The sequence below is a fragment of the Okeania sp. SIO2F4 genome, assembly GCF_010672385.1.
In the GTDB taxonomy this organism is placed as follows: Bacteria; Cyanobacteriota; Cyanobacteriia; order Cyanobacteriales; family Microcoleaceae; genus Trichodesmium.
On the sequence record NZ_JAAHGT010000146.1, the window covers coordinates 1 to 14,782 of the forward strand.

The 14,782-nt window shown below is 34.4% G+C and carries 5 protein-coding genes; 1 reads left to right on the forward strand and 4 read right to left on the reverse strand.

Going from position 1 to position 14,782, the window contains the following annotated elements; translation table 11 throughout:
* Positions 1-12 precede the first annotated feature (12 nt).
* Positions 13-141 (forward strand): helix-turn-helix domain-containing protein, encoded by a 129-nt coding sequence (locus F6K22_RS11890; RefSeq protein WP_363273382.1) that lies wholly within the window; start codon positions 13-15, stop codon positions 139-141.
* A 31-nt stretch (positions 142-172) separates the two neighbouring features.
* On the opposite strand, the gene F6K22_RS11895 is transcribed toward F6K22_RS11890, so the two are convergent.
* From F6K22_RS11895 to F6K22_RS11910, 4 genes are all read right to left on the reverse strand, one after another.
* Positions 173-550 carry a PAS domain S-box protein gene (locus tag F6K22_RS11895; RefSeq protein WP_293097473.1) on the reverse strand — a complete coding sequence of 126 codons (378 nt, stop codon included), beginning with the start codon at positions 548-550 and terminating at the stop codon, positions 173-175.
* Between the two features lie 229 nt (positions 551-779).
* Positions 780-2,468 (reverse strand): alpha/beta hydrolase, encoded by a 1,689-nt coding sequence (locus tag F6K22_RS11900; RefSeq protein ID WP_293097475.1) that lies wholly within the window; start codon positions 2,466-2,468, stop codon positions 780-782.
* A gap of 2,091 nt (positions 2,469-4,559) precedes the next feature.
* Entirely contained in the window at positions 4,560-7,067 is a 2,508-nt protein-coding gene (locus F6K22_RS11905) for an alpha/beta hydrolase (protein ID WP_293097477.1), read from the reverse strand.
* A gap of 2,410 nt (positions 7,068-9,477) precedes the next feature.
* Entirely contained in the window at positions 9,478-12,831 is a 3,354-nt protein-coding gene (locus F6K22_RS11910; protein ID WP_293097479.1) for a family 10 glycosylhydrolase, read from the reverse strand.
* Positions 12,832-14,782: the final 1,951 nt, after the last annotated feature.

A 14,782-nucleotide genomic window follows, 5' to 3' on the forward strand; every position in this document is an offset into this window, starting at 1 on the left:
CATTGCTACAGAATTAAACCAAATCAAGAACAAATAGCCAAGATAGATAATTGGTTAGAACTCTTGAGAAGACACTGGAATTATGCTTTAAGTCAAGGAAAAGTACCTAAAACTTTGTCAGTCAGAACTCATTACCTTTAGCAATTATCTGTTGTGTATGTTGAGCAACTATTTATGGTGTTTCTTCTACTTCTACATTAGCAATACAAATTTCTAATAATTCTTCCCGCGTGTAACCAGTCATTTCACAGTAAGCATTATTAACTTCCAGAATAGATGCCGATTTATCTTGAGCATCTACAATCCAGAAACCCTCTAAAGTATTATTTAAAATTGTCTGATAAAGTTGTTTTGCTTCTCTCAAGTTTTCTTCTATTTGTTTGCGCTCCGTAATATCTATATCTAATCCTTCAATAATAATTTCATCATCTTCTAGTTGTCTACTAATGGAGGGATCATAAAACCAATGCCAATTTCTTTGAGCATCTTGAATGCGGTATTCAATCTCAAAATTTTCCCCTACAGCAAACTCCTGACTCCTAGCTACCAAAGATATGTAGCAAAAATTCGTAAGATTTGGTATTATACCATTTAAAAAAAAGAATGTTACGAATAATAAGCAGTATTAAAAGACTTTATCGGAAATGCCTATTTGATGAAAAAGAGAAATTACGACATAAAAAATGATATCAAACCTATTCATTCTGACTCCTGTCTCCTGACTGCTGACTTCTAAAAAATCGCTTAACTATTTGTAGCAAACATTTATTAATTTGGTATTACTCGTCATATCTAGCAAAAACTTGAGCTAATTCTGCTGCGGTCAAAGTAGACAAAAAACCCAAATTATAGGGTTCCTCACTAATAGCTAAAGCATAAGAAGAACGCAAATAATTTAAATAATTAGAATCATTCCTCACATATATCTGAAAAAATGCTAAACCAAAAGCATTAATATAAGATTTAATCACAGGGGAACTTGCAGTAACTAACTGATTTAAAGAGTCATCATCTACAGATTTTACATCCTGAATAGCAGTCACATTAAAATCCAGATGTTTTGCACCTTTTGTCAACATAAAATACTTTTCTTTTACTGGTAACCAAGTAAAAGGATAAACTTGTTCTATTACTACTGGAGTTAATTGATCTTCACTACCAGCAACCCAAAAAATTGGTATATTAATATGAGTCAAACCTGACCGACCAAATATACTCCGATTCACCGGGTCCATAACTAATACTGACTTAATTCTTTCATCGCGCAAATTATAAATTTTTTGTGGCAATTCCAAAGCACGACACTGTAAAAATAAGGAAGGATTTAAAGATTTAATTTGTGGCAAACAATCTTGTTTTAGTTGTTCAAAATTAATTTTTGCTCCAGCCAAAGCTAAAGCTGTATAAGCACCAAAAGATTGACCTGCCATTCCCACATTTTTTAGATTGAGCTTTCCTTGGAATTGAGATTTATTTCGCAGTTCTAACTCATCTAATAAGTAACTAATATCTAGAGGTCTGTTAATAAATTCTTGGAGTTGAAATATATTTTTTTCTTCCCCATCTAGAAAAGCTTGAAAATGATTAAAATCACTCCCTGGATGTTGTACTTTTGCCACAGCAAAACCATGAGATGCTAAATGTTTTGCTAAATGTTGCCATTGAGTAAGTTTTGCTGCTAAACCAGGAGAGAGAATAACTACTGGTATAGTTTGAGTTTTTGATAGATTTGAAGGTAAATAGAGATTAACAAGGAATTGGCGTTTTCGATTTTTATCGTTCAGTTTAAGAGTCTCTTGATAGAAATAAAAATTCCCTACTTGGCGTAAATCTGGCAATCTAGAAAAATTTACTTTTGGTTCAGTAGTAGCAGCAGTTAATGTTAGTTGTTTAACTTCTAGCAGCAGTTTTTCTGTATCTTGAATCAAGCTAAAAAATTCTCTCTTAGTTGTCAGGATTTTAATTATGTCAAACTGAATTTGACCAGAAAAATTCTGTAATAAATTTATTGGGGTAAAATCTTGAGATTCAGCAGTTGTGATTAAAGCTTCTCGAATAGCAACAGCACCATTTTTACCATCTACCTGAATCATTGCTCCCAAATAATTAAGTAAATTTTCTCCCATTTGAGAAGATAAACCTTGAGCCAGTTGTATGGGATTAATCTTGAGTTGAAAATTGAGGATATTTCTCAATTTTTGTTGATTTTCTGCATTGATAAATAGGAGATAAAATTTTAATTCTTCGTCAACTTTACCTGTTTCAGCATAATTTTCTAAGGCAGTTAAAGAAACCCCTATTCTCAAAATACCGTAATTCAAATAAATTTGTTCTGCTGCTTTTGCTGAGAAGGTTATCAACAGAAGGGGAATAGTTCCTAATACTAGGGAACCTAACCACAAAAGCATCCTTTTTTTTGTTTTGCCACCATGTTTTCTAAAAATACCTAGGTTAATTTTGCTATTCATTATACGAGTTTGATAAATGTTTGCTAAAAATAGGAAATATTAATTATAACTGTTTTCTTGTTGTCTAAACTTATTAAGTAGATTGAACGATAAAATCTAGAATTTTTCTACTTCCTTTTCTTTTACCAAAAAAAGAGGTCTAAAGCCTGCCCTTTGAAGGGGATGAAAAGAATAAATTTCATTATTTCAAGCCTCTGGGTTTCCTACGGAATGCTGCGCAAACAGCCAGAGGTACTGATAACTGATAACTGATAACTGAAATGACTTTCTTTCCATGTCTTGTTCCCTATTTCCATTTATTTATATAGCGTTTCTCAAGTTACTGAGGTACAGTTGTTTTTCTTATTTTCTCTCTTGGTCAGCATTCCCTCTCTTAGTCAGCATTCCCTTGCGTCTGTCGCACCCCGCGGGGTCGCACCGCTATTCCCTGTCTCTCGAATTACTAATCTCTACTCCCTAACACCATTTATCAAAAACTTTTCTACACTTTCTTGAGTAGGGTAGTAGGGTCGGAGGTAGGGAAGTTGCATGCAACGTCCGTACGGAGAAGTAAAAACATAAATAATTAACGCGCTCCTAGCTAATAATTATCAAAAAAGTTATTCAGTCTGTGTTAATTACTTAATAATTGAAGTGTCAACTAAGTATAGCATTACTTTTGGTAATTGGTAGAACACAAACGAATTTTAGATTTCACCAGTATGAGAATTGCTATAAGTAATTATTCCAACTTGATATAAGAAATTTTTTTTGTTTGGGTAAACTACAAAATTTAGGCTTTTAGCAAACATAAAATCTGGGAAAATAGCATAATTATAGAGGTATTTATACCCTACTATCAATTATGAAATTTTATATTAGTAAACCCTAATTATCTCCATATAATAAACTATAGCAATCCTCAATTAGTTGTGAAAATTTTTATAACAGCTAATTTTCACTGAAAACCTTTTAAATTATGACTCCTTTCATTAATTGATAATGGATAATGGATAATTACCTCTGGTTAAAACCGCGAGGGAATTGAATATAAGGAAATATTATTTCTTGTCTTGGTCGATTGGATATGGCGCACTTCCGAGCGGCTCTGCATTCTTCGGGAAACCTCGCCATCCCATCCTAGGTCATGCTCCGCAAACGACCGCTTTTTCCCTTTTATTGGGGAGGCTTTAAAGGGTGAATTATTTAATTAATAATTAATAATTATTAATTATTCGGTAAGTTGACAATTCGACGGCTCCCCTACCTGAGTTCTGACTCCTAACTACCACTAAAATATTACAACTGAAATAGGATTGCTATAATAGAAGTTTGATAAATATTTACTAAAAATAGGGGATTTTGATAAGAACTGCTTCTGTTTTTTTTGTCTAAAGTTCTTTATCTAATTGAACGATAAAATCTACCATCCTTCTGCTTTTTTTTCTTGACATTGCCAAAATTTTCCCTTTCCTATCTTCCTTATTCCTTTTTTATATCAAATCCGCTTAATTCGGTATAAAAAAATGTTCCATCTTCAGTTATTGCTAAATCTTTCTATATCTCCGAATCTCCCCATCTCCGAATCTCCGAATCTCCCCATCTCCCCAGCATCTTTATCTAATTACACCAATGCTACCCGATTTGATATTATTGCCTATACTATATGGTAAGCATTCAGCCATTACTTATTCTTTTTTAAGGAAGAATCAAAATTGAAATATTGAGGGAAAATTAAAAGTTACTCTCAAAGCATTCTTTGCTAATTTTTCTGATTAATTAGGGCTTGCTGATTAAATCTAAAAGCATTGAAATATAAATAATTTAGCCTTTTTGGGGTCGAAAAAAGTGCGCCTGTTTCAGTCTAAAACCCTCAAAAAGTTAGTATTTTAGGCCAGAGTATGGGAGAAAAATCACTCTTACAATTCTTACTCCTACCTCCTCGCTCATTCCCATTTCTGCTGTCTTCTGTCTCCTGACTCCTACCCATACCATGCATACTTTTTCAGCAAACCCTAATTACTTGTGCAGAATTATTACCAAAGAAAAGCTGAATAAAAGTGGATTTCGCAGAAAAGGCGATCTACCTGAATGCTTATATTATACGTTTATTTACTTTTGTTGATTCACACAAAAATCTAGACCCTCTAACTGATAAGGAAATAAATCTTTAAACCATTTTTTATCAATAGGTAGAGATTGCTCACCGTCAAGAAAAGAATTAACTTTAGTTTGCCATTGAGAGTCATTATTAGGAATAATCATCCCATAAAAATCACAAGTTAAAGGTTCTTCTGGCACTAACTTATAATTATTAATATCCAGATTTTGTCTTACCAATTCCCCAACAGATAAAATTCCATCATTAGCTAAAGTCTGAATTTCTCCTTTAACCAGAGATTTTAGAGCTTCATTAATACCTCTACTACCTTTAAAATAAACTGCTTCCGATTTAGGATATTCTGTTTGAATAAACTTTTCTGTAGTAGTATTTCTCAATACACCTGTTTTAACTCCTGCTAAATTACCATCAGGATTTATTTGTGTTTCTTTTTTCACTAAAAAATGAGTTCCTGTCACAAAGAAAGGATTAGAAAAAGCCACACCTCTAAGATCATCCCTAATCGTATTCGGACCGCATTCTAAATGTACAATACCATTTTGAACTAATTGAAATCTGTTTTCTAGAGTAGAGACAATTTCTATGACTTTAACTCCAGTGGAAATATTTAATTCCTGAGCAATATTTTCAGCAAAAGCATCCATCATATCTTCACAATAGCCAGCCCATTCTCCTGTATTATTTACATAACCAAAAGGAGTAGCATCTCGTCTCATTGCCACTTTCATTACTCCAGTTCTTTGTATTTCCTCCAATATAGTTTCTTGCCGTTGAGGAATCTTGGCAGTAATAGGTGAAGGGATGATTGGTTTTGGTGGAGAGCTGCCATAAGCAGTTATTAATTGTTGTGGCGTTAAAGATTGAATTAAATTCAAATTTAGAGAATCTTTATTCATCACTTTGCCATAGGAGGCAGTTAAATATGGTTCGTATTCCGATTGATTATCTAGATACTTTTTAAAGAAAGCCACACTTAAATTTTTTAAATAATACTGTCCGACTTCCGGCGTCGGACCCTGTAATACCTCTGGCAAACCAGGTATTAAAGTGCTAGTAGAAAAATGAGTTCCTGGAACCAAAAAAGCCAAATATTTATCTGAATTATTATTCATCCAAATAAAAGGATGAACATCCTCTTCTATCCCTGGAGTCAGAATATCGTGACTACCTCCCATAATTAGAGTCGGAATAGAAATATTCCTCATTTCTTCAGGTCCGAAAACTACACTTGTTAACGGAAAATAAGCAAAAACTGCCTTAACACGAGGGTCTCTTAACTGATAGTTTGATGGTGGTAAGTAACTAGCACGACATTGCAACAATACTGATACATTTAAACTCAATTTTTCCGGGTTACATTCTTGATTTAGTCTAGGCAAATTAATATTAGCACCCCCTAAAGATAAGACTGTAGTAGCACCAAAAGAATTTCCTAATGCACCGACTTTTTCTAAGTCTATTTTAGATTGCCAATAGGAGTCAGTTTTGACTAAATTTTCCAGTTCATCTAATAAAAATTTGAGGTCTAATGGTCTACTAAGATATTCAATAGGACTGATATCTATATCTACTTCTCCTTTCAGAAAAGATTGACGATATGCTAGGTCACTACCCAGATGTTCAACTCCTGCTAATGCAATACCATAAGATGCTAAATGTTCTGCTAAAAGAATGCTTTTTTTCTCCGCTCCAAAACCATGACTATAAATTACTAAAGGTACTGGTTTAGAGATTCCTTCAGGTAAGTAAATATCAGCTTCCAGAGTATAATACCCTGTTAAACCTGTGTAAGTTTGGCGCAAACTATTTATTTCAAAACTAATAGATTTTTTAGTAACTTTATAAGGACCTAAGTTACTCAAATCTGCCAGTTGAGAATAATCTCTTTGCGGGTCTGTAGAAACTTGTTTTTCTGCCTGTTCAATAATCGCTGTAATAGAAGTATCTCGATATTCTTGAAAAGTTGTTAACTCATTAGAAAACTCAGATAAAAAATCTGTACTTATTCTGATTGTTTTTGCGGGAAATTTTTTGATGACATTGATAATAGTAAAACCATCTTCTGGATCTGATGCAGCTTCAATTAAAGCAGTTCTCATACCATCATAACCATTAATATCAGGATCTATTTGTACTAACCGACCCAAATATTTGAGGAAATCTTGCCCCATAGCCATATTAGTAATACGATAAATTAATTCAGGCGGTATATCAAAACGTTTTTGCAATACTTTCCGCAAATTTGCTAAATCTTCTTTTGTCATAAAAGCAGCATAGAAGCCAAAATCATTAGTAATTCTCCCTTCTTTTGCAAATACTTCCAGAGAATCTACAGACATATATAAATCTGTGAGATTAGGAACTTTAAATACTATACTTTCAGCATTCATAGCAGGTTTTGGCTTCAACAGATTTTGTAAAATACCAATGCTAATTATTCCTGCTATTACTAGAATCTTTGTTAATAACTTTGTCGATCTGCTAGATTTTTTACTCATTTTTTATTTCTCGGATTAATCTCAAAAATGTATTTATAAATACCTGTATTACAGCAGTTTCGGAGTTGATGAGGTACACAATTTTAGGACTTTAGGGAACAGGGAAAATACCTTAATTTTCTGGTGTACCTCACCATCCTAAAAAGTGCTGTAAGTACCTGTGTAAAATGAATTTAACATTTGGCAGGGAACAGGAAATAGGAAATAGGAAATAGGGAAAAAAAATACTTGTATACCGGAGCAGTAGATATAAAAATAATGCCTACCTACTTAACCTAACCATTAAATATACAATTAATTTTGCTTGACTACCTAAGAGCAAAAAGTCATAGATAATTTTAATTGATAATTGTGTTAAATTTATTAGTATTATTAAATTTTTATATTTTGGTCAATTAGGCAAAAAAAAATCGTAAGTATTTCCTGCGGAATACAGCGCAAATAGCCAGCCTCCTGGGGAGGAACTGCCTCTTACAGAGGAGCTGCCTCTTGCCTCCTTCGGAGGAGCTACGCTAACAGAGGAGCTACGCTAACGCTTTTCATGTCGCGCAGCGAAACATTAACAGCTATTAGCTGGAGCGCCATTAACTTATTCTTTTTGAGGAAAAAATCAGAGTTGAAAGATTGAGGGAAAATTAAAAGTTACTCTCATTCGCATTATTTGCTAATCTTTCTTATTCATTACTTATACCAATTCCCATCCATTAATGCTATACTTGGGTGACACTTCAGTTATTAAGTAATTAACAAAAGACGAAAATAACTTATTCCCTAATTATTAGCCAGTTAATGTTAATTATTCTTATTTTGTACGGACCTTGCATGCAACGTCCCTACCCCCACATCCCACACTTCCCCTCCTGTCCTGGGCTATGCATGATCAACATCTTTCTTAACATAAAACTTGACAAGTTCAGTCAGTTATGCACGAGTATTGAATCAGCTTTTTTCTGAGAAATAATGTATTGAATTAGACATAAAGAAGTGAGAAATGCACCCCAAGATTCTTACTCCCCCCTCTTCCCCCTCTTCCCCCTCTCCCCACCCTCCTACAAGGGTTTCAGGAGTTCCTTATAAGGGATAGCTGTCCTGGGAGGGGCGCGCGGGTGGGTCTCCAGACTCCCCCACCTAATTAAATATAGCAAGATTTTTGAATGGTATTAGTGCAGAATTATTACCAAGGAAAAACTGAATGAGAATGCATCCCACAGGAAAGGCTAATGCTTGAATGCTTACAAAGAATTTAGGGAATTTCCATGGAAATTCCCCACAAAAGTTTCAGAATAAGATTTATGTAATTTTGATCAAAAATAATGTGACAAATAGTGTAGGTAAGAAAGAAGGAAGAATTGAAGTGGGAAGAAGGTGAGAAAGAAGGAAGAAAAATGGTAAATTTTATCGCTCAATCATATCAATAAATTTATACAAAAAACAAGCAGTTATAATTAATATCCACTATTTTTAGAAAAAATTTATCACGCTTGGTATCAGATATTTTTTCAGAAAATGTAGTAAACATTTTGATAATTAGTATAATACCTACCACCTACAGCGCTTTTCAGTTGAGTAGACCACTAAACTCATTGTTAGGAGTCAGGAGTCAGGAGTTAGGAGTTAGGAGTTAGGAGTTATACCATTTCTCAAAAAGAATGCTATATATGATTGGGTGGGGAAGTGTGAGACCCACCCGCGCGCCCCTCCGGTGGAGGGGAAGTGTGGGAGGTGTGGGGAGAGGAAAAGTAGGAAAAATCTATACTAACCGACTAATAATTGTCAAAAACAGACTTTTAATCTTAGTAACTATTGAGGTGTTGAAGTATAGCTGAAGTATACCATTACTTTTGGTATTAGGAGTTAGGAGTTAGGAGTTAGGAGTTAGAAGTTAGGAGTTAGTATCATTGTGCTTTATTCATATGAAAACCACTGTAATATTCTTGTAAAAAAAAAGAATGTTACAAATAACTAATATCATGTCTCTTTGAATAACCACAATAAAAAATTTAGGGAGTAGGGAATAGGGAACAAGAGAATATTCTCTTGAGATAGAAGAAAATTTTTATTATGGCTAATTAGGGCTAGTTGAATAAATATAGAATCCTGATAATACATCAGTTTAAGTTGTGCTAAACCAGGAAAAAAGTGCCAAAAAATTACTAAATTAATCTTAACTGCTGGGGATTAGACCTCACCTGAGTGGGAAAAATGCAGAAAAATTAATACCTGCAACTATTGCAACATTGCCTATTCCCTTCCCTTACTAACAGACTTTTTCAGCCAACCCTAATTAATGAGACTTGATATAATAGGATGCTTGGAAACTAAGTTTCCAATGCTGGCAAAATTAATATTTGCTGACTACCTAATACCTAAAATTTATTTGTAGTAAATATTTATAAAACTGCTATAACACCTACCACCTCTTACTCTTTAATCGCACCCGCTCACCATAATCTAACAACATTTCCAAAGAAGTCAAACGATTTTGCCAGGTCTGAACTTGATAATGATTTTCCCTAGCATGAACACTCATTGAATTTCTAAACTTTAACTGGAATCTCCTCAGACTGCTTTTAGCATTATTCAAATTACTATTATTAGGATTATCAGCCAATTTTTCCAAAGCTAACGCCAAATCTTCTGCACCACTTCGCCAACTCTCAAGTTCAGATTCCCCCAGAGAAAGTTGCTCATTTTCTAACAAAAAACTCCATTCTTTTTTCAAAGCTTGAAAACGATCTGCTGCTGCTGCAAATGGTTGACGATAAGGAATTATACCCTCCACAATATGAGAAGGTTTAGTAAAAGCATTTAAAGAAGCACTTCTGTTGCTATCTGTTTCTGGCGCACCTTGAGTGCGAGTCAAAAATCCATGTAAACCACCAGTAATCCTTTCCGCAGCAAAAATAATATAACCCCCAGTAGGTAAATCTCGTGCTGCCTGAATCTGGTCAACTGCCACAATCTCAGGAATATTCAAAAGCTTAACCGCTGGAGTTATCAAAGTGCTACCTAATACCCGTATATTTGTCAGAGGTTGGGTAATTTGCTGAAAGCGATTCGTATCTAAAGCATAAGTCATAGGAGTCAGTAGATCGATATCCTCATTGAGAACCCAAGTTTCCCAGTCTTGCTGAATTTTATCAAAGCGTTCATGGCGGGGAAAAGGAAATACTGCCGCCGAAAGAATCAACTTTGGATATTTCTGTTTGAGAAATTTAGAAGTATTAGCGACAAAACTATTAACTTGATTAATCTTAAACTCAGTCCACTTCCACAAATTCTGGCGATCGCGTGCTGAAATTTTCATCGGATCTATCCCATACAACTGCCGAAACTGATTCCGTGCTGTCGTACTATAACCATAAGAAAAATTCCGACTAGGATTTTGAAACGGATAGCGAATATAATCAAGGTGAATCCCATCAACCTCATACCGACTAGCAATTTCATCTATAATGTTGAGCAGATATTGCCGTACATAAGGATTCGCCGGGTCCATATAAACCTTTCCATCAGCAGGATGTCTTTTGCGACCCTTGTTATCAGTCATTACCCAACTAGGATGAGCCGAAATTACCGGACCTAAATAACTATTTGCTTGACCAAGAGCGCGATTATGAGCTTGGTTTCCTACTGCAAACGTCCACATCCAAGCGTGTATTTCCATATTCCTTTCATGGGCTAACTTCACGGCTGCTTTCAGAGGGTCCCAAGAAATTGTCAAAGGATTTTGTCTCGGAGCAACATTACTGGGGTAAATCGGATAACCAGCATTAATAGTTTCAAAGAAAACAGTATTAATACCCGCAGCAGCAAGTCGGTCAAACACTCCTGCTAAACCTCGTTCAGACCTCGCCCTAACAATTGTTCCTCGGTCTAACCATACAGCCCGAATCTCAGCCCCCGCTCTTTCTCCATCAGTGGGGTAATTTTTCCACAACATTTGCCTTGTTTGCAGCCATTGATTTCTGGCAGTAGCATATTGTTTGGCTGCCACCTGTTGGGGAAAATTTTGAATTACCTGACGCGCTCTAGTTATTATTTGTTGAGCATTGCTAATTTTTCGATTTCTTTGAGCAATAAATGTACTATTGTTACTGTTAGCAGCTACCAAGCTACTGCCATCTGCTGCCAAATTTACTTCTACATTTGCTGACTGAGCTGCTACCAAAGCACTTTCAAACCTACCAAGGAGATTATTTAATTCCTTTAACATTGCATAAGCTTCAGCTCTGCTAATTGGATGGTTTCCTCGTCTGATGTTTAAACCAGGAGGTGCTGATTCTGATGAACGGTCTGTTTGGGAGTTTGGTACTTGTATTTGTGGTAGGGGTAGAGGTCTAAGTAAGGCAGTTAAGGGGTTACGGCGAGAGGATGATGTAGTTGTTTTTGTTTCTTGTCGGGATCTGTTCCAAATACTTCCTCTGTTATGAGTAGTCTCTGGAGTAGGTTTATCAGGAGAATTAACAGAGACATCGTTGTTACTAACAGTGTCAGTTTTTTTGTTTTGTTGGTTTCTCTGTTGTGGGAATCCGTTCCCAATACTTCCTCCTCTATTATTATTAGAGTTCTCTAGAGTTGGATTAGCAGTGGAATTAACAGGGGTATTTTGTTCTCTAACCGTTTCAGGTTGCTGATTTTTCTGGTCTGTCTGTTCTCGAAATCTTTGCCAAACATTATTATTCTGGGGAGTTGTTGTTGCCTCCGAAACTGAATTATTATTCAGACTTAAATTTGTTTCTGTTGGTTGACTAGAATTTTCAGGTTGTTGTTGAGTATTTATATTTTGCTGCTGATTTCTAAGCCAAATATTATCTTTATCTGGAGTTGAGTTTTGAGCTTTAGTCCCAGGTTGATTTGTGCTTGAATTTTCAGCAGTATTTACAGATGTACTTCTAGGTTTAGGTTGAACCCTAACTATATTAAGATTTTCATTATTTGGTATTGGCGAAGGAGAAGTACGAGGTTTAATTTTAAGAGGATTAGAGTTATTTGTTGTGGGTAAGGTCTGTCTATTATTCCCTGTTGTCAAAGGATTATTATTTCTGGCAGTAAATTGTCGCTGGCTTTGATAACGATTCAAAGTAGCTTGCAACCAAACACTGTCTAAAGTAGCAGATGGACTATTTCCCCAGTGCCAACCCAAATAAGTAGCTTGGGGAGTAATCACTACCGCTGAAGAACCAGAACTTCCCTTCCAAGTAGCAGCCGTTGTACTGTTTAACCCTGCCGGAATTAATATTCCACCTGCGACTTTACCTTGATTATTTGCTTTTGGCGCCCAACTTGTAGATTCTTTGCAGGCAATATCTAAACAACGATATTTAGGCTCTGGTGTAGTTGGTTGACTTAAAGGAAAAGCCCAATAAGAACCAAGAAGCGATCGCAATTGTTGCCTTACTCCTGGCTGAGACCTTTTACCTACTTGGCCACTAGCTATTAATTTTCCTCCCTGCTTTACCCACTCTTCAAGAATTTGTACTTGAGTTTGAGTTAAAGTCTCAATATTGGGTAAAAAGATAATTTTAACTCCAGATAGGTCAGCTAATGTATTTACTTGTCTTAAATCAATAGGTTCATAACTAATATGTAGAGCGCGTATTCGTCTAATTATTTGATTCCATTCATCTGTATTTTCTGGGTCTCGAATTATCCCTAATAAAACGTTAGCTCTACCAGGTGTTGGTAAAAGTATAATCAAACTTATTAATGTACCTACCAACTTTGGTAAAATCTCTGTATATAAATCCTTTTTTTTACTCATTACTCCTCAGTTTCTGATTAAATTAAATTAACAACTAATTGTTGTAAATAAATTGATTAATAATCACTTTATTTTATAGTTATGTAGTTTCACCGAGTTTTTATTCGATAAAACTCTATTGGTGAATAATGAATTATACATCCATCTCTGTCTATAATTAATTCATTGCAATTATCTATTTTAACTTAACTTGCATTTCAAGCCTAATTCATTATACTTATGGATATAATCTCAAACAGTAATTTCTTTGATCTGTTTGAAGAAGATACTATAATTTTTCTGAGTCCTGTATGGATAAAAATATAGATATCGCAAATTATTAAATAGATTTTTTTAACATATTAAATGTTTTATGTCAAGCAACCATATTTTTACCATTAGAAATTGATATTAACTACTATGTCATTTCAGTTATCAGTTATCAGTACCTCCTACTTCAGTTGGAGACTTGAAATGCTGAATTTTCTTTTTTCATCCCCTTGAAATGGGAAGCTTGAAACTTTATTAGACTTCTTGTAGAAGTCAGGGAATAGGGAATAGGGAATAGGGAATAGGGGGATAAAATTGTTGATTATACTTCTTGAATTGGTTTAATTAAAATTTTTGCAAGAGGTTTATTTTCTAGTCAATATTCAGGCATAATGTTTTTAATTAAGTTACATTTAATTAAGCTACACAATTGAATTAAATTAAGTAGTGTTTATTTATTTATTCTTTACCAATAAATTAAGCAAAGATTCGTAAGAATTCAGCTATTAGCAATCAGCTTTTAGCAATCAGCTTTTAGCTGTTTCATAAATAATGAATATACACTCTCATTTGTCAAGGTAAGTTTTTTTTCAATACTTTTAATTATCCTTAAATCTATCAATACTAATTCCCGCTAAAGAGGCAATGAATTAATAGCTGATAGCCGTTGACCTAGTTCTGACCTAGGAGGCTAGCTGACTGCTGAATTCTTACAAAAATTCAGTAATAAATACAAATTAAATCTCAGGAAGTTCCGCTCCGTCTTTTTCTAGAATTTACTACTGATTTACAATAGAGAAAAATTTACTATCAGTAAGAGACGATAGATAGAGAGTAATCTTTAATTAATCCTAATAAACATAGATTTTACTTATTCCTGATGGGGGAATATGCAGTCTGAAACCAAGGAAACTCCTATACCGTTAAAAGTACTGTTGATAATTAATAGATAATTATTATGACTATTTTTGGTATCTATAGGTACAAAAAAAAATCAGGAAAATCTGAATAGCTTGACAAATATAAGTTTTAGCTAATTTGTAAAATAAAAATTAAAGATTATTGCTAAAAAAAAGGTTAAAAAATACTCCTATGGCACAGGAGCATCCTCCTCCTGCTACTTCCCATTTCCCCTTTCTCTTTTTCAATAGATTTCAAATGGGTTCTATATACTAATAACTGATAACTGAAAATGGGGTTGACAAAAAAACTTGACATGGTACTATAAGGATAATGGGAAAGGTGCGCTCATATATACTCAAATAAATTCGGCCAAATTCGGTGAAAAAAACAATTTTTCCCTGCTAGAGGAAAGTCTAATAATTAATAGTTGAGAACTGAACTGAAATTAATAGGTTAATAACTGAAAAGAGGAAGTCTGATAACTGATAACTGATAACTGATAAAGGGGGTTGACAAAAAAACTTGACATGGTACTATAACGATAATGGGAAAGGTGCGCTCATATATACTCAAATAAATTCGGCCAAATTCGGGAAAAAAACAGTTTTTCCCTGCTAGAGCTAAAGTCTAATAATTAATAGTTGATAACTCAAAAGAGGAAGTCTGATAACTGAGAACCTGTTTGAAAAGTATGAATTTTTAGCAACAACGAGCGAAATGATGATTTTTGCTGCTATGGTACATCTGATGGTTCGACGATTAAAGCCTAAATATCATACTGGGTAGCTTTTTTTTGACT

What these genes read in the sequence shown, in the direction of transcription:
- F6K22_RS11900 (WP_293097475.1), bottom strand. Translation starts at nt 2,468, where the DNA reads ATGAATAGCAAAATTAACCTAGGTATTTTTAGAAAACATGGTGGCAAA.
- F6K22_RS11905 (WP_293097477.1), bottom strand. Translation starts at nt 7,067, where the DNA reads ATGAGTAAAAAATCTAGCAGATCGACAAAGTTATTAACAAAGATTCTA.
- F6K22_RS11910 (WP_293097479.1), bottom strand. Translation starts at nt 12,831, where the DNA reads ATGAGTAAAAAAAAGGATTTATATACAGAGATTTTACCAAAGTTGGTA.